This is a genomic window from Changchengzhania lutea, assembly GCF_006974145.1.
GTDB lineage: Bacteria > Bacteroidota > Bacteroidia > Flavobacteriales > Flavobacteriaceae > Changchengzhania > Changchengzhania lutea.
In genome coordinates this window covers 2,415,978-2,434,657 of the sequence record NZ_CP039456.1, presented here as the reverse complement: position 1 = coordinate 2,434,657, position 18,680 = coordinate 2,415,978, and the positions used below count along the sequence as shown (strand labels likewise).

Genomic DNA, 18,680 nt, shown 5'->3' with positions numbered 1-18,680 from the left:
AGAAGAAAATTTATACTACAAAAGTATCCATTGAAGCTTTAATCAGTGCCAAATCGTTTTCATTTTCGATAGCGCTTGAAGCATCTTGGTAAAGGCTTTCTACTTCTACCTTGACACTTTCTTTATAAGTATTATTAATACAGTCGGCACAATTCAGCAAATACTTTAGCATGCCAAACAATTTCTGAACTATAATGACATCGTGCTTGCAATACGTTCTTAACGATGCCATGACCGTGTAGAGCAAGGTTTTAAAATCGACACTCTTAATATGAATCCAAGCCACTCCAGATGCATCGTAATAATAACTCGTATCCTTTTTTTGCATGCGCAATAGAAAAAGCTCGGTAAGATAATCTATAGCATTTACGGCAGTTCCAGGATCATTAATACCTGGTGACATCGCTTTTACTGTAATTTCGGTAGTTTGTTTAAATGCCAATACATAATTGTCTTCTATCAATTCACTCTTTGAAAAATCAAAGGCAGACAGCAAATTATTAGTGGCTTCTTCGTCTAATTTTTTCTCGATATTTAGTAGCGGAGCGTCCTTAAAAATATAATCGCCCTTATAAACTAAAATATCTGCTTTTATATCATTCTGAGATATTTCATTATAAATGGTCAATAAACTTATGTCTTCAAGATAGCCAGAAGTTGGCGATTTTATAACCTGCCAATTCGAAGCATCTGGAAATTTTGCAGAGGTATCCTTTTCAGATTCAATCAACCTATTAAGTCTACCTTTAGCCTTATTAAAGATAGCACTCATAATATTATTGATTTGGATTTCTTGGGATATGGAATGGATAAAATATATAAAAGCGCCCAGGCAAAGTGTCATAAAAACAATGGCCAACAGCACAGAAAATCCGGGGAGCTGGTATTTATCTCCAGTGGGTTCGATGGCTATTAACGTAAATATACAATACAACAAACAGGAGTTGTAGATTCCCAAAATAATTTGGTGTCTTCTGTTGGAGATAAGACCCGGTAAAACTCTAGGTGAAAAATTGCTTGATGCTTGACTGAGTAAAATCATTACCATAGAAAAACTAAAAACCATGATAGAGATAAGACCTGCAACAAAGGTTGCTAGTATAATTCTAGCGGTATCGACATTATTTATGACGAGCCACGGTACATTTTCAACGAGATACTTTGATACATCGAGATTTTCAATATAATACATAAAGAAGGCAAACAGAAAACCTGCCAAACTTATAAGAGTTGGATAAAAAGCTATTTTACTTTCCAACTTAAAAATATAATCAAAAACCTTATGGAAATTTCCTTTCATAAATTTAATAGGTTAAAAAAGTAAATGGCCAATTTTACAGTATTAGAAATCAAGACCAAATCCAAACGAGAACCTTAAACCTTCTTCACTATTAAAAAAGTTGAATGTCCCTGATAAACTCTCTGCGGCAGTTACCCAAAAACCACCTCCATAATCGTTGTGCCATTTTTTAGAAGGATCATTTTTTACCCATACTCTACCTACATCAAAACCAGTAAAAATCCCAATTTGCAACGGCAGTGTATTTGTTTTAAAAGATGGGAAACTATAACGCACATCTGCACTTCCCACAAATGAATTTCTACCTGTGAAGCGTTCAGTCCTAAACCCTCTTAACCCGTTCTTGCCTCCAATATTTGCCGCTTGATAAAATAACAAGTCATCACCGACGCGTATTTGAGTTCTAACATCTGTTTTTAGAACTAATTGTTTGTTTGTAGACAAAGAATTATAAAAGCCAAGGTTAGAATTTAAATAACCATAGGTATTTTTAGTTTCCTTAAACTCGGTTTTACCACCAATGGTTAAAAGAAAGGTCATCCCCTTAGCTGGGTTTATGGCATTATCAAAACTGGCATAATTAAATTCTGACTCAATAGCCCCAAAGAAACGTCTTTCATAAAACTCCTCATTAGTTAACGGCATGAAAGTAGAGATAAATCTGTCTGGTGTTTCATCAATTTTAATACCTTCTAATAAGACTCTAAAGCCATAATCACTACCAAAGCTCCCTTTTTTAAGAATCCCAACCTTGGCTGCAAGGATACTTGTTTTAACCCTGTTGTAATCTAAATCTAATTCATCATCATTGTTCACCGTTTCATTACCATAGCCAAAAAAGTTATTCGTGAAATTTTCGGTGGTAAATTGTCCGCCGATGTGTAAATTCCAGTCATTCATGATGTTAGCAAATTCGCCATCATAATTTAAGGAGAAGCCTTTGGTTGCAAAATAATATCCACCTTTAAATCTATGTTGTTGGGAAAATGGATTTCGCTGAAACCCATTGGTTGTTTTAACCATGGACAGCCCTAATAAAAAGCCATCGTCTGGATTAAACCCAATGGCCGGTGTAATAACGCCATTTCTTACAATGTTTTTATTAAAGTCAAACAGATTCAAGTTGTACACATCGGTCATTCTAATTTTAGCACCATTGTTTTCTTGAACGGTATTCTTTTTACTTTCATGGTCATACACCTTTATGCGTCTACCGTTTTTTATAATATAGGTGTCATTTTCCTGACCCCCTATAAGTCTTGTAAAAATTAAATTGTTCGCTTGTCCAGTGACTTCAAAAACATCTTTGTCATCTAATCCATAAATCCAGATTTCCTTTGTGATGTCTTTATTGAAGGTCTTATCAACGATAACTTCCCCTTTCTCACCATCTTTAATTCTAGAAATTTTAATATTGGTTTCTTTATCACCTACTCGTGTAACCTCGATATAATCGTCTTTATCAGTTCCTGTTAATATCACAAGTTCATTTAAGTAATTATAATAGCGAGTTGCAATGTCTTGAAGGTTTCCACGCCTACCTTTAAGCTTTTCTTTTATTTCTTGAAGTGTTTCGTCTCGTACTTCTTCAGGTACTTTTAAAAAGGCCTTGTCAATAACGTCATCAGTTACATTTTCTTGAAGAAACTTGGCGTGCTTTAACCATGTTTCTTTATCGGCTTGCTGAACCATAACACGATCTAGTTTAATACCAGCACTGTTCATCCATTCAATATCTTTTAGCTCTTCGTCATAAACTTGAAGTTGTTTTGTAGAACCAGAAATAATTTTCATAATCCCCAATAAAGCGCCATCAAAATTTGAAAAAACTTGATCTCGGTCTCTAGGAATAGGTCTAAAATACTTGTCTCCATTTTCCATATCAAACTGTGCCCAACGCCATTGATCCTGGTGTCTGTCCCAATCCCCTATAAGCATATCAAATAATCTTGCCCTTACAAAGGCATTTTCATCGATTTTATATTTTTCATCTTCGCGACTTTTTTCAATAATATCATGCGTACTTTCAATATCATCGGCGTAACCAAAGTTCCTTTCATTTGTATAAGCTTCTTCCGGGCGTTCTTCAATCATATACAGCTCCCCGCCATATTCCGTGTTATAATCCCCTAGTGCTTTATGCTTTGGGATATAATATAGTTTTGGATTGGTATGATAAATCTTAGCGGCATCCGATAAATCTGGAACTACACTAAATGCATAGGGATGTGCTGCCGTATAAAAGTCTAAAATTAAACTTTCTATAGCTGTTTTTTCAAAGTCATCCTGAATATAGGTGTCTTTAAAAATAACGGACTGCAGATACTGTGTCGCACTTTTTCTGAGTGCCCTCATATTTAATTCCTTTCCGTCTTTTGTTATTAAACGCAGTGAACGTGTTTGGTGGCCACCACCCTTTCTTACCACTTCCAAGCCACCGTATAACGTGTCGATGGTTGCTACTTTTGCTTTTATCTTGGTGCCATAGACCTCTCTGTAACGATCACCCCAAACCGATTTAAAAAAATCTGTTTTCTCAGTTTCTTCCTCTGAATAAATAGACACTTCAACTTCTTGTGGAAAGGCATTTGGTAAATGCGAAACATCAAAATACTCAGTTGGAGGATAAACCTCTTTTTGAAATAATAATTTAGGTTCGCCATTTTCCTCACCAAAATATTTTACCCAACTGCTTCCGTCCTTAAAGATAGTAAGCTCCACAAAACCTTGTTCTCCTGATGAAAACAAGCCGTTATCACTCAACTCCGCAAAAGACGCCTTAGCACCAGAACCTGAAACAATTTGCTTAATGCCTTTATTTTCTATGTACTGCAAGGTATGCTCATGCCCCGAAACGAATACAATATTATCAGCACCAAAAGTCATGGTTTCTAAACGACTCATTAATTCATGGTAACTTTCGTTATATCGATCTTGAATGGAGACACCACCTTGGGTCCTAAGTTGTGTTATAAACGATGCAATTCCTGGAAGTGGCGTTTTACTCTGAAACGGGTACAAATGTTTTTTCAAAGCATATTTACCACCATGCGAACCATTGGTATACATGGGGTGATGCATGGCAAAAACGGTCGTTTTATTTTGTGCCTTTTTTAATTCACCTTCTATTTCTTCAAAAAACCGTGCTCTGGTTTTAATTTCGCACTCGTCGTTCATAGTTGGATGCTGATTCCAATTTTCTAAATACCATTGGGTGTCAATAATAATTAATTGTATGGTTTCACTAACATCAATACTTTTAAGCGGGCAGCCATCTTCGGGTTGAAATGTGTTTTTTCCCAATAAATCATCAACATATTTTTCTTCACGCTTTAATCCTTTTAATCCGCCTGCGTACCAATCGTGATTCCCTGGAATAAAAATGGTTTCTCCCTTAAAGCCTTTAACAGATTTTGCTTGTGCCTCTAATGCATTTTCCGCACTGGACCTTCCCTCTTCTCCTTTGTCTGGTAATCCAGCAGGATAAATATTGTCCCCTAAAAAAAGCGTGTAGTCATTTTTTGTTTTCTTGCCTTCAATATGTTTATTAAAAGCTGTTAGTGCTAATGACATACCGTCTTGTGGTGATAAACCAGCGTCTCCAATTAAATAAAATGTTTTATCAATTTCTTTTTCAGGGAATATATTCTGCTTGTCTTCTTCATTGGCATATTGTGGTTCATAGGTAGCACAAGAATGGATTAGAACAATTAGTAAAATGCCTGTAAAATATTTAATAATATGTTTCATTTAGTTGTCTTTTAAAAAAATAAAGATAAAGCAATCTTACGGTATGTTTACTTCATTCGGTTAAATATTTACCTCGATAATCTCAGGTTTCTAAGATACAACGAAAACCTAAATATTGAAATATTTGGTTACAACTACTTTTAATTTTGATAAGGTTAATATTTGTGACTAATTTTTCTGTATTTTGCATTACAATTTTTAAAAAATCTTCAGCATGTCTAATATTATTGAAAAAACCGAAAAGTTTGTCTTTGATTTATTTAAAAACGATTTGGATAACACCTTTCTTTATCACAATCATACACATACCGAACGTGTTTTAAAAAGTACTAGAGAGATTATCGAAAATAGCGATATTAATGAGCATGATGCACTAGTTCTACAACTTGCTGCTCTACTTCATGATACTGGATATACTAAAGTTAGAGATGGACATGAAGAGGAAAGTGTAAAAATTGCAGATGACTTTTTAAAAGAAAACAAAGTTGAGGAAGCCACCATTAATGAGGTTGAAAAATGTATTATGGAAACCAAGTTTAAAGACTCTCCTAGTACACATTTGGGTAAAATTATTAGAGATGCTGATGCTTCTCATTTTGGAAAAAAATACTTTCCAGAGGCAAGCGAATTCTTAAGAAAAGAATTAGAAATACAGGGGATTAAAACCTATTCGCCTTCTGAATGGCTTGATGAGAATATAAAAGTTCTTTCTAAGAAGCATGAATTTTATACAGATTATGCTTTGAAAAATTGGCAACCTCGAAAGGAAAAGAATTTATCTAAACTTATAAAAACCAAGAAAAAGGCAAAGAGCAAAATGAAGACAGAGGAGATGAAGGCCAAATTTAAAGCACAATACAAAAACGCAAGTCCTGAGCGTGGGATTCAAACGTTTTATAGAGTGGCTTTAAGAAATCATATAAAGTTAAGTGATATTGCAGACACCAAAGCCAATATATTACTGTCTGTAAATGCCATTATCATTTCGTTGGTATTGGCCAACCTTATTTCAAAATTAGACACTAATGCCTATTTGATTTACCCTACAGCCATTTTTACACTGTCCTGTGTTATCTCTATGGTATTATCTATTATTGCGACAAGACCCAATGTTACAAGTGGGGAGTTCACCAAAGAAGATGTTGCCAATAAAGATGTGAACCTGACGTTCTTTGGTAATTTTCATAAAATGGAACTCAAGGAATATGAATGGGCAGTCAATGAATTGATAAAAGATAAAGATTACGTCTATAGTAGTCTAACTAAGGATTTATATTTTCTTGGTAAAGTGTTAGAACGAAAATATCGTATTCTTAGAGTAACGTACACCATTTTCATGACAGGCATGATTGTTTCTGTAATCGCATTTGGAGTGGCATTAAAAACTCATCCTGGAGCAGAATTAAAAGATGTGTTACCAACAGATCCCACATCCATGCAAATAGATGTGGTGACACCAGAACTTAATAAAACTTATAGATTAGGTTAATTAGGCCTTTAAGGTCTTCATTAAGTCACTGTAAGTGTAAAACGATTTTTCTTCGCCAATATTAGTTTCATAAATTAGACCTATGCGAATGGCCTTAAGCCCAGTAACGCCCTGTAAATCCTGTAACTCCAATAACTCTATATCATCGGCCAACATATTTTTTGACTGAAGAAATTTCACATATTTTAAGTATTCCATTTCGTCTTCTTTTTGGGAGTAAATTATACTGATTTTTCCCTTGGTGGTAATTCGTTCTTCCGTTCCTTTTATCAAAGCTTTATCCACACGCTTTTTAACCACTTCATATCTGGCATTATACGTACCGTCTACATCAAATTGTTTTTCATCCATTCTAAACCTAATAGACAAGGGTTGGTTGAATACTAGAATCATAGACGCCACGTCTAAACTTATTGGATAATCACTTTGATTCTGATAGAAATGATTTTCCATTTCACACATCACTTGTAATTGCCAGAGCCTCAAATTATATAAATAAATAGGATTAAAACTATGCTCTTTGGTGATAGATTCACCAATGTACATATTATGCTCTACCCCGTCCGTTTTAAAACGTTCAAAAAAATGTGGATACATGGCTTGGACTTCTACCTGCTTTTCATCTAACACGCCTGACATGTTTTTATTTATTAGTGCAATCGTGTCATCGTAATGTTTTCTATAGAAATAAATTAAATCCAAATCGGCATCAATTTTATTGAAATAGTCTGTTATATCGTCTTTTACAATGGTATTTTTTTCTAAAAGGAATTTAAACAGTGGTTTAATCTCTTGTTTAAAAAACCCAGTTAAAAGGTGTTCACTACTTACTTTAAAATCATCTGCCAGTTCTGCATTGAAATTTTCAATTTGAAATCTAATCTGGTCATAAATTGGCAATTTATCTTCTTTTGAAATTTTTTTAATAATCTTTTCAATAACCGACAACTGCAAAGCTAAATCTTTTTGAGTGGCTAGATTCCTAGCTTCAGAAGAGCCTTTAACATCAATTTGTCCAAATAAAGGATACACATCTTTAAAAACAATATTTTTAAAAGACGCTTTTTTATCGCCTAGATGGTCTCTATCTATAATAAACTGTTTGGCAGCTTTTTCAAATTTCCAAGACACACTTGGGTGTATAGATGTACATTCCTGTTGTATTATGGACCGTATTAAATTTTTTTCTTCGTTCTTTGAGCGCTCTACGGCCGATACGATAAATGGCATCACATCAACTAACTTCACTGCATTAATACTATTGAGTACTTTAGGCTCCTGAGAGACTATCTCTAAAATCCCCATTAGCCCTTTGTCATTGGCTATAGGGGCAAAAATAGCACTCTTAATACCCTGTTCTTGTAGCGCTTTAATATGTGGTGCTTTACCTTTTGACCTAGTAAAGGATTTGTCAACATCTGAAATTGAAAAGTATTTATTCTCTTTCAATAATCTATCATATGACCAACCGCACAATGCCTGATTACAATCCACATTTTCTAATCCATTTAACAGAAAACTAATCATGCCCTCGCCATAAACGTGCTCAAAAACATCATCCTCTTGATTATAAATTGAAAAGCCAACACGAAGATCCTTGATTCCGAAAAGCGATCGAAACACTTCCTGGAAATTATTTATAAAGTTTTGGTCCTTATGCTTGTTTTCTCCAATGAGGTTCGATTTTATATTCGAAATAGACTGATCATCGGTAATATCGAATATATTAGAAATCACAAATCCTTTAAAAATATAACTATTTGGTGGAAATTTTTCTTTCCACAGCTCAATGTTTTCAAAATCATCAATCAATTCATCATAATCCTCTTTAGTGATTTTAATAGCTTTTTCAGTAGGGATTATTTCAGTAAAGTCGGCATTATAAAGAATTTTATAAAACCTTGTCACACCATTTGCATCTGGTATTTCGTAATAGAAAGGCCGTTTAAAATTAAGATTGTACCCATAGCAGAAGTTTAAGATAATACCACATGCAATAATATAGGTGTCATCTTCGGGCATGTTTTTTATCTGCAACTCAAAGTCATCTCCAGCTGCTTTAATAATATTTTTAAATCGTTCTGAACTATTAAAAATAATATTTTGAAAAGGTGCAGACGCTGCCTTAATTTCATTATTGGTTAATACTGGACTAAACGTGTCTTGAAGAATAACACCAATTTCTTCTTTATATTTTTCCAACAAGGAAAAATCTGAAAACCCATCCCTAAGAACAGGATAAGGTTTTTGTACATCTAAAATATGTTGCGCCTTGATAGCAGCAAACTGGTTATTACCTTTTGCCATAGCCTCATAATGCTCCATAAGTTTATTAAAACTTATGGAAATTTGCATGGGCGATTCTTGCAGATTGTACATTTTTTGGAAATTCTTTTTTTAATGTTATAAAAATAGTAATAATTACTATTGGTCGGAGAGTTATTAACTTAATTACATATTAAATTGTTCGTAATTATTTTATGATTTATTTATGAATATGATAATTTAGAATAATTTTAACCGTATAATCAATAACTAAACTATCAATATGTTTTCAAAAACTAATTTAATCGCAACGCTTGTAACTGCGCTTTGGGGCTTTTTAGGTGGCTGGTTGCTATGGGGCTTAATAGGTGAGCCCATGCTAGAAGACCACACCTTAATTGCTGGTCTTATGAGAGACATGCCGAATATGGTAATACTTGGAATTGGGTGCCTGATTGGTGGGTTTGCTTTCTCCACCATATATTCAAAATGGGCAAGAGGCACACACAATGTGTCACATGGTGCGCAATTTGGAATATGGTTAGCCCTATTAATTGGGCTTGGTGGCGGATTAATTGATCACGCGACTTCTAATCTATTGGATTTATCTGGCACCATTATAAACGCCATTATTTATATAGTATTCTATATTATTATGGGTATTCTTGCTAGTCTGGTTTATAGCAAGTTCAGTGGTTCTGAATAAATTAAATAAGTGACTAACTCAAATTGAAGGGCTTCTCAATGTTTTATTGAGGAGCTTTTTATTTCTTTAAACTCATAGCAAACCCTCCTCCTGGGGCTAATTTTACTTTAAGTTTAGATGTTTTATTAACCTCAATAGTTTCAATACTAATATCTAAAGGATTAGAGTTCCAATGGGCGTTTTCTCCATCTTTATAAATAACTGCTGTATATTCTTGCCCTTCATCCAAGAAATCTAAATTTAAATCAAGAACCCGTGCATTTTCATCAGTTATACCGCCAATAAACCAATCGCCTGTTTTACGTTCTTTTCTGGCAATCGTTACGTAATCGCCAACGGCGCCATTCAAAACTATCGTTTTTTCCCAATCTACACCAACATCTTTTATAAATTGTAGTGGTTCTGGGTTAGCCTCGTAATGTTCAACCAAATCTGCCGCCATTTGTATTGGGCTATAAATCACCACGTACAGGGCTAACTGCTGTGCTAAAGTGTTGTTTACCTGATTGCTGTCTTTATATTCATTAAATTTAATATTGAAAATCCCTGGAGTAAAATCAATGGGACCTGAAAGCATTCTTGTGAACGCTACTATTGGTAAATGTTCAGGTGGGTTTCCGCCGTCTGTAGACCAGGCGTTAAATTCTTGACCTCGTAATCCTTCACGTGAAATTATATTAGGATACGTTCTTCTTAAACCGGTAGCTTTTATTGGTTCATGGGCATTCACAGCAATTTGGTATTTAGCTGCTTTTATTGCCGCTCTATTATATTGGTTTACCATGTATTGTCCGTGGTGATACTCGCCTTTAGGCAAAATTTTACCAACATAACCTGATTTTACGGCGTGAATTCCCAATCTTTGCATTAAGGCATAGGCCGTATCTTGCTGTTTTTCATAAGTTTCTGTAGCCGCAGAGGTTTCATGGTGCATAATGATATCAACACCCTTTTCTTTACCATAGCGTACGACCTCATATAAATCATAATCTGGATATGGGCTTACAAAATCAAAGACGCCCTCTCTATCTTCAAAACCAATCCAATGCTCCCATCCCGTATTCCAGCCTTCAACCAATACGCCCTTTATATTATTTTTTGCTGAAAAATCAATAAATCGCTTAACGTTTTCTGTTGTTGCTCCGTGTTTTCCATGTGCTTTCCCTGTGTCTACCCAAGCTCCATTGGCATCTAAAGTCATACCATAATCCCATGAGGATTTCCCCAAGTGCATTTCCCACCAAACCCCTGTATATTTCATGGGTATAAACCACGAAACATCACCTAAGGCATTGGGTTCATTCAAGTTCACTATTAAATTTGATGCAATTAAATCTGGTGCATTATCTGTAATTTGAATGGTTCGCCAAGGCGTTTCAAACGGCAAACTTCTTTTTACTTTATAATCGGTGTTTATTGAACCCACTAAGTTGCTTTTTAACCTTAGATTTTCGGTATCAACCATTAAAGTCATACCTGAATAATCAACTAAAGCGGCCTCATGGAAACTCAAATGAACACCCTTATCACTAACCATTGTCACTGGCGTATTAACTGCATTTACTGGAATAGAAGATTGTGCTAAATCTTTGTGTTTTGCAAATTTTAATGCATTTATTTCTGAAAGCTTCGTTGTATTATACAGATGCTCATAACTATCCCAGTCACCTGGAATCCAGAATGTTTCATAGTCTTTGGTTAAATTAAACTGCGTGTTCTCTTCTTTAATTAATACTTCTTTAAACTGTTCTTGTTCTGGGAATTCATATCGAAAACCTAAGCCATCGTCATAAATCCTAAAAACAATGTTTAGCTTTCTATGTGTTTGAGAGGTTTCTTGAAGCTCTACTTTTAATTCATTATAATGATTAACTACATGTAATTGCTCTCCCCATGGCATATCCCAAGTTTCATTAAATGATCGTGATGACGAGTTAACAACTTTAAAATCTTCATTTAAAGGCTTCGCATTTATCAGCTTAAAACCTAAATAGGACGTGTCTATAATAGTTTGATTATTGAATGTCGTGTTATAAAAGGGTTTGCCTTTTGAATCGACATCGAACATCAACACTATATTAGAATTGGGAGATTTAACTTCTAATCGTTCATTTACATTAGGACTGCATGACAGCGACGTTATCAAAATAAATAGTAAAATCAGTTTTTTCATCATTATTTTTTTTCAAGAAGCATAACAGTGAATTCAGAGCTTAAGGTTACCTCACCATCTTTAACCTCTACATCTTGCTTGGAATAAGCATCATGCAGCAGCGTTCCATTTTTAAAAACTCGTGATATGTCCAGCGTTTTGTTTCCTTTATTTAAATCTAGTCCAATAATTACTAAATCGTCAAAATCCCCTTTGGAATAACTGCGATAAAACACATAGGGTTTTTGAGTAATCATTTGATGGACACCAGCGCCAACCGCAGGATGCTTCGCTCTAAACTGTCCTAGTTTTTGCCAATGTGCCATGACCGTTTTTGTTGCATCATTGTTGGCTATATCATCCCAATTCATAAAAGATCTTAAAGTGGCATCACCTTTTGTTCCCTCAATAATTAAAGATCTTGCTGATTCATCACCATAATAAATTTGAGCCGTTCCGGGAGACAACAATAACTTATTGGCCGTTTCAAAAGATTTTTCCCGACTTGGGTCGAACGGACTAGAATCGTCATGTGAGCTTAAATAGTTTAAAGTGCCATAGCCTTTTAAATCGGTGTTAAGCACTTTTGAATATTTATAAAAAATAGTTTCGTAAGTCTTCGTGGCGTCGTATTTAAATTCGAAATTTATTAAGCTATGAAACGTATTGTCAAAATAATTAACTGCTTTATCACTAAAATTAAATGTCTTTCCCGAACTAATATTGTAATTATAAACCTCACCAACTAGATAAAAATTATTATTATCTAGAACACGTTCTGGATGGTTTGCTTTCCATTTTGAGAATGCATAATCACATTCAGTTTTAAATTCTTGCCATACATATTCCTCAGTATGCTTTACGGTATCTGCTCTATAGCCATCAATACCAAACTCTGTAATATAATCCGTTAGCCATTTAATAATATAAAATCGCGGTGCTCTTGGATACCCCGTTCGCCTAAAAAAGGCATCCAATTCATTGACCTCTTCTTCATAACGGCCTTCGCTTTTCCATTTTTGAATAAGGCTTGGAGGCAAACTAACCGTGTCATTACGTTCTGTTTTTATATCTGGAAGATTATCCACTAAAGTGCATGTAATGGTATTCTCATAAGTATCATATGCACATTTTGGACTCACGCGTACCCAGTATTCAGGCCATACAGGATCTTTTGTAGTAACTGGTCCTGTATGATTTATCACCGCATCAAGCACAATACGGATGCCCTTAACATGTGCCACTTCCACAAGTTTTTTTAAGTCGGCTTTGGTGCCAAAATTAGGATCTAAGGCCGTCCAGTCTTTAGTCCAATAGCCATGAAACCCATACGTTATTCCTGTGCCTTCATTTGTTCCGCCGTGAATTTGCTCAACAATGGGTGTCATCCAAATGGCATTCACCCCTAAATCCGTAAAATATCCCTCTTCTACTTTCTGAATCACACCCTTTATATCTCCTCCTTCAAAACCCCTTAGTTTACCAGTTTTTTTGTTACGCTCAAAATTGACATCATTTGAAGGATCTCCATTATTAAACCGATCCGTCAACATGAAATAGATACTCGCTGCTTCCCACAAAAAAGGGGTTTCTTGAGCGGATATATCTTGTGATTCTTGCGTATGCTGTTTTGTATTTTCTTTACAGCTTACGAGTATCAGCAAAACCGAAAATGCCTTTAGAAATATTTTCATATGCGATGATTATTGATTTAATTTTAAGATGAATGACTCCAATGGTTTTAATGATATTTTAATGTTTCCGATGGATTCATCTACTCTCAAATTGGTGTTATACTTGTTATATAATTGTTCTGATAATTGAAAATCTTTATCCTCCAAATTCCATAATAGGATGATCTCTTTTGGAATCTGCAATTCAAATTCATATCCTTTTTCAGCATCAAAATTTGAAATGATGATTAATTTTTCTGAATTACTATAGCGGACATAAGACAGGACTTTATCAGTATAGTCCTTTGTGAACTTTCTGTTATACAGGTGGATATCGGCATAATTTCCTGCCAAGGCTGAACTATTTATGGTAAAATTTAAAAGACGTTTGTAAAAATCACGTAGAGATTTTTCCTCTTGTGATAATCTACCACCATCAAAAGCGCCATTATTCATCCAACGTTGAATTGTTGGCACACCGATGTAATCAAATATGGACGTTCGGGTTGGTTTTCCAAACCCAGCATCCTCTGCTCCTGGCTCTCCCAGTTCCTGACCAAAATAAATCATGGTTGGCGCGGTACTAATTGTGGCCGAAACTACCATGGCTGGTTTTCCTTTTAGGGCACTTCCTGCAAAATCTGGACTTGCTATGCGTTGCTCATCATGGTTTTCAAGAAAGTGAAGCATGTGATGTTCAATATCTTTTAAACCCTCTTGTATAGGCGGAATATGATCTGTTTTTCCATATCCTCGCATCACATTTTTTATAGTGTCATACAACTTAACTTTATCATACAAATAGTCCATTTTCCCTTTTCTTATATAATCTCTGTATAAACTCGGGTTATAAACTTCAGCCAATAAAAATGCTTCTGGATTTTTCATCTTAATGGATGAATTCATATAACTCCAAAACTCTACCGGCACCATTTCTGCCATATCATACCGGAATCCATCCACACCTTTATCCGTCCAGTATAAAGCGATATCCCTAAATTTTTTCCATGAATTGGGAACCGTTTTATCTTTCCAAAAGTCAAAATGAGCTTTATGATTTTTATTTGCAAAATCATCTGGCAGTTCATCAAAATCCTTTTTACCATCTGGACTAATGCCGTAATTGACCTTAACGGTTTCGTACCAATCTCCAAAATTTGGCTGACTTAATCGTGAGCCATTACCAGTCCATTTGGCTGGATTCTCGTCAAATTTCCTGTCTGATAACGGATGTTTTTCGCCACCTAATGGCGAATAACCATCTTCCCAAATTGGAACTTTAAAAGGCTCTTTAGAAATATAATAAAAGTTGTTATTAACGTGATACACTACTGATGTATCATCATCTTCTCCAAAATCTTTTACGCTTTCTGGTTTAGAGATGCTCTTATAATTTCTTGCTACATGATTAGGAACGATATCAATAATAACCTTTAATCCTGCTTTATTAGATCGTTCAATTAAATCTTCAAATTCCTCTAAACGGTTCTCAACATTTACGGCCAAATCGGGATTTACATTGTAATAATCCTTTACCGCATATGGGGATCCTGCCCGCCCTTTAACCACATCGGGATCGTCCTTAGAAATGCCAAACTTAGAATAATCTGTAATTACATCATGATGCGGAACCCCTGTGTACCATATATGAGTGACCCCTAAATCTTTAATTTCCTGTAACGCCTTATCGGTAAAATCATTAAATTTGCCTACACCGTTTTCCTCTATGGTGCCCCATGGTTTATTGGTATCGTTCTTATTGCCAAATAGTCTTGTAAACACTTGGTAAACGACCTGTTTTTGCTTTAATTCTATATTCTGAAAATCAGACTTTTCCACCCGCTTTTCTTCATTTTTACATCCCATAAAAATGAGGAAAAACAGTGATAAAATACAGATGTGTGATTTTTTCATTGGGTATTAATTATTTAAATTTGATTTTAATTTCAATGTCTTTTACCGTGTTCCAAGTACTAGGGATCGTTAAGAGATTCTTTTGGGAATCCCAAAAAAAATCTAATCGCCTTCCACTCATTTTGACTTTCTTTGGGGCTCGATTTATATTGTGAATCATTAGATTTAGGTTTTTTGTTGACGACTGATATCCTGCGCCTTTCTCTGCTTTATACTCAATTTCTAAGATGTTCTTTTTAATGTCAATGTCAGCTTCAAAATACAGTTTTTCATAAAGTCCTTTTTCAATAGCATTTGCCATTTTTCCATCGTCATTATAAAATGTTCTTTGGCTTGCTTTTATGCTTTCATCATAATAATAATGCAGTTCCATGTCATTGGGATTATAACTTTCCGTGTTTTGAACAACTTTACTTAATGGTACAAAAGCGCCTCCACGTACAAATGTAGGTATAGAGCTTTCTCTAGTAGACACAGGTAAGGTTTGACCACCCTTAATTTTTTTATCGGTATAAAAATCAAACCAATTATTGTTTCTAGGAAAATAAACCTGTTGGGCCTTCTTAGCAGCTTCCAATATGGGCGCTATTAAAAAATCATGCCCCCATAAATAGGCTTCAGAATACTCTTTTAAACTCACATTATTGGGTTCTTCAAAGAATAGCGGACGCATCAGCGGTTTTCCAAACTGATTATTTTCGTAAACCAAATTGTAATTATAAGGAAGCATTTTATAACGCAACTCTATAGCTGTTCTAGCTAAATTTTTTGCTTTGGTGCTTCTAAAAATGGGCTCACTTGGCACATCTTCCTGCGCGTGTGGCCGATAAATAGGTTGAAAAACACCATATTGCAACCAGCGCACATATAACTCATCATCTAAATTTGCCCCAGCGAAACCACCTAAATCACTATGCATATATGCCAATCCCTGCATGCTCATCTGTAAGGCAATTTCGGGCTGCGATTGTAAACCACCCCATGTTCTATTCACATCGCCAGACCAAGGAATAAGTCCGTAATGCTGCGACCCTGAATAACCTGCGCGCATTAAGATAAAAGGTCTGTTTTCTGGGAGAATGTCCTTGTTAGCCTCATAGACTAATTGCGCCCAATGATGCCCGTAAATATTATGCACCTCATCTGCTGTACCTGTGGCATGTTGCAATTCGGATGGATGTACTTCGGGTTCTCCTAAATCTCCCCAAAACCCAGTAACACCCATCTGCCCTAATTCTTTATAAATGTTTTTAAACCAAGTTTTTCCTTTAGGATTATAAATATCGATCAAACCTGTGTTTCCAAAATAGAATTCGTAGGTAAATGGTTTTCCAACCGTATCTTTTGCCAAAATATCAGCCTTTACGGCCTCATCCCAACGTTTTGATGTGGTTAAAATAAAAGGTTCTGTAATAAGAATGGTATTGACATGTTTAGATTTTAAATTGGCAATCATTTGTTTGGGATTTGGAAAAGAATCCTTTAAAAATTCCAAATTACCCATAGTCCCCTTTAACGCTTTACCAAACCAGTATAAATCTAAAATTATGGCATCAACAGGAATACTATCTTTAATAAATTTATCGATGGTTGCCTCTGTTTCCTTTTGTGAATGATAGCCAAATCTACTTGAGAAATTACCCAATGCCCATCGTGGTATCATGGGCTGTTTTCCGGTTAAATTGGTATAGTTATCTATTAATTCATACCAGGAATCACCAACTATAATTTGATACGTTTTTCTGCCAGAAATCGTTTCGTATCGTAAGGTATTATTAGCTTGACTATCTAAATCCAAAAATCCGATGGGTGCATTATCAAAGTGCAACATATATTTATTTGACGATATCGCGATGGGTATGGTAAAATTCATCAATTCGCTTGTCGTTTCATAACCATAATGGGCTCTATTATAGAGTTGCAAGCGATGGCCGCGGCGATTCATCCCTAGTGCTCTGGCACCTCCACCGTATAAAACCTCATCTTTTGCTATATTAAATTCTATAGTTTCTAAACTGTCATTTTTAACATACCCCGCTTTTTCCGAAATGATGGATTTCCCCTTATTGTTATAAGAAATTTGAAATGGTTTCTTTTGAATAGTTACAGAGAGACCTTTGGTTTTAAAGAGCACCTCTAATTCATTTTCACTGTGATGAGTCTCTAAAACTGATGGTGTTAAAACTACGGCATGAGAACTATTATTTAAGGCTTCGCCTGAAGGAACAAAGGTGGTTTCAACAATTTCAGTAGAATAGAATTGAATATGATACTCGCCATCGCTTACTTCAACTTTTAGAATCTTGTCTTCATGAACTTTGGCACTTACAAAATCTCGATCTTTATTTTGTGCCAAACAAGATATCGAGAGTAAAAAAACAATAATATTGAAATAAACTTTAGTCATTTTTATTACCTAGTAAAAATGTGAAAGGAATATCTAAACGCTTACTCCATGACGATTCTGAATGGGTCGTTCCTTGGTACTTCAAATTTTTAAAGTTATCATTTGTATAACCTTTAGCTTTAAAAATAGCATCCACTCTTGGCGCATATTGTGGGTAAAACGCATCCAATGATTCTGTACCATAATCAAAATAGAGTCGGTGCGTATTTGGATCGGGCACATGCTCTTCCAAATAATCGAATATTGCATCTGGAAACGGATTTTGGTCATTAGGCTTTCCACCTAACCAATGTGTAGACAAACATGCCGCTCCATTGAAAATATCTGGATATTCGCAAATAGCATACATAGACATGAGTCCACCCATGCTTGAACCTGCAACAAATGTATTTTCTTGATTTGCAAAAGTGGTGTAATTGGCATCGATGAATGGTTTTACTTCAGCTACTAAAAATTTTAGATAATTATCACCTCTAAAATCCATATTGAAATCCTTCTTTTTAGCATCGGAAAACAAAGAATCCCTAACCTCTTTATTTAAATAATTTAAAGCTTTTTCTGGAAATAGATCCTGCCATCTTAGTTCGGGAATATTATGAATCCCCACCACGATAAAATTCTTGACAGCTTGATTCTTCATTAGTTTGGACGCCCATTCATCTACTTTCCATTCTTTTTTATTCCAGGTGGTCGTGCTATCAAATAAATTTTGACCATCGTGCATGTATAAAACGGCATATTTATTTTCTTCTGAATAGTTTTCTGGCAACCATATATCAACAGGACGCGGCTTGATGAAGTGTGTTGGGAAACTATCAATTCTGAATATCGATCCGCTTTCTAAAACAGCATCACTTAATTTGTTTACTAGAATGTCATTATAAATAGTATCTACTGCATCAGTCTTGGCTTCAACGACCTCAATATCATTCACCTCAATGGTTTCTTTCGTTTCTTTGATAGCATTTTTACATGACGCACTTAGCAATACGAAAATAATTAAGGTATAAAAAGGTCTCATACT

10 protein-coding genes are annotated in these 18,680 nt (G+C 35.0%); 2 read left to right on the top strand and 8 right to left on the bottom strand.

What is annotated here, in order from left to right:
- Positions 1–10: 10 nt before the first annotated feature.
- Positions 11–1,300 carry a DUF2254 domain-containing protein gene (locus FAF07_RS10920; RefSeq protein ID WP_142785142.1) on the bottom strand — a complete coding sequence of 430 codons (1,290 nt, stop codon included), beginning with the start codon at positions 1,298–1,300 and terminating at the stop codon, positions 11–13.
- Between the two features lie 42 nt (positions 1,301–1,342).
- Positions 1,343–5,050 carry a metallophosphoesterase gene (locus FAF07_RS10915; RefSeq protein ID WP_142785141.1) on the bottom strand — a complete coding sequence of 1,236 codons (3,708 nt, stop codon included), beginning with the start codon at positions 5,048–5,050 and terminating at the stop codon, positions 1,343–1,345.
- A gap of 214 nt (positions 5,051–5,264) precedes the next feature.
- Here FAF07_RS10915 and FAF07_RS10910 point away from each other — a divergent pair, with 214 nt between their 5' ends.
- Positions 5,265–6,539 carry a Pycsar system effector family protein gene (locus FAF07_RS10910; protein ID WP_142785140.1) on the top strand — a complete coding sequence of 425 codons (1,275 nt, stop codon included), beginning with the start codon at positions 5,265–5,267 and terminating at the stop codon, positions 6,537–6,539.
- Here FAF07_RS10910 and FAF07_RS10905 read toward each other — a convergent pair whose 3' ends face one another.
- Positions 6,540–8,918, bottom strand: a complete 2,379-nt coding sequence (locus tag FAF07_RS10905) for a GAF domain-containing protein (RefSeq protein ID WP_142785139.1) — start codon at positions 8,916–8,918, stop codon at positions 6,540–6,542.
- Positions 8,919–9,087: 169 nt separating this feature from the next.
- Here FAF07_RS10905 and FAF07_RS10900 point away from each other — a divergent pair, with 169 nt between their 5' ends.
- Complete coding sequence (locus tag FAF07_RS10900) at positions 9,088–9,510, top strand: hypothetical protein (protein WP_142785138.1); 423 nt, start codon at positions 9,088–9,090, stop codon at positions 9,508–9,510.
- A gap of 58 nt (positions 9,511–9,568) precedes the next feature.
- Here FAF07_RS10900 and FAF07_RS10895 read toward each other — a convergent pair whose 3' ends face one another.
- From FAF07_RS10895 to FAF07_RS10875, 5 genes are read right to left on the bottom strand one after another with little or no spacing between them, the layout of a single operon-like run.
- Entirely contained in the window at positions 9,569–11,683 is a 2,115-nt protein-coding gene (locus FAF07_RS10895; RefSeq protein ID WP_142786599.1) for a glycoside hydrolase family 97 protein, read from the bottom strand.
- A gap of 2 nt (positions 11,684–11,685) precedes the next feature.
- Positions 11,686–13,356, bottom strand: a complete 1,671-nt coding sequence (locus FAF07_RS10890) for an alpha-amylase family glycosyl hydrolase (RefSeq protein ID WP_142785137.1) — start codon at positions 13,354–13,356, stop codon at positions 11,686–11,688.
- Between the two features lie 9 nt (positions 13,357–13,365).
- Complete coding sequence (locus FAF07_RS10885; protein ID WP_142785136.1) at positions 13,366–15,249, bottom strand: alpha-amylase family protein; 1,884 nt, start codon at positions 15,247–15,249, stop codon at positions 13,366–13,368.
- Between the two features lie 10 nt (positions 15,250–15,259).
- Entirely contained in the window at positions 15,260–17,656 is a 2,397-nt protein-coding gene (locus FAF07_RS10880; protein ID WP_246067689.1) for a TIM-barrel domain-containing protein, read from the bottom strand.
- The gene (locus tag FAF07_RS10875; protein ID WP_142785134.1) at positions 17,649–18,677 is read right to left on the bottom strand and encodes an alpha/beta hydrolase; all 1,029 of its coding nucleotides are present in this window, start codon (positions 18,675–18,677) and stop codon (positions 17,649–17,651) included. Before FAF07_RS10875 ends, FAF07_RS10880 begins: the two co-directional genes overlap by 8 nt.
- Between the last annotated feature and the right edge of the window lie 3 nt (positions 18,678–18,680).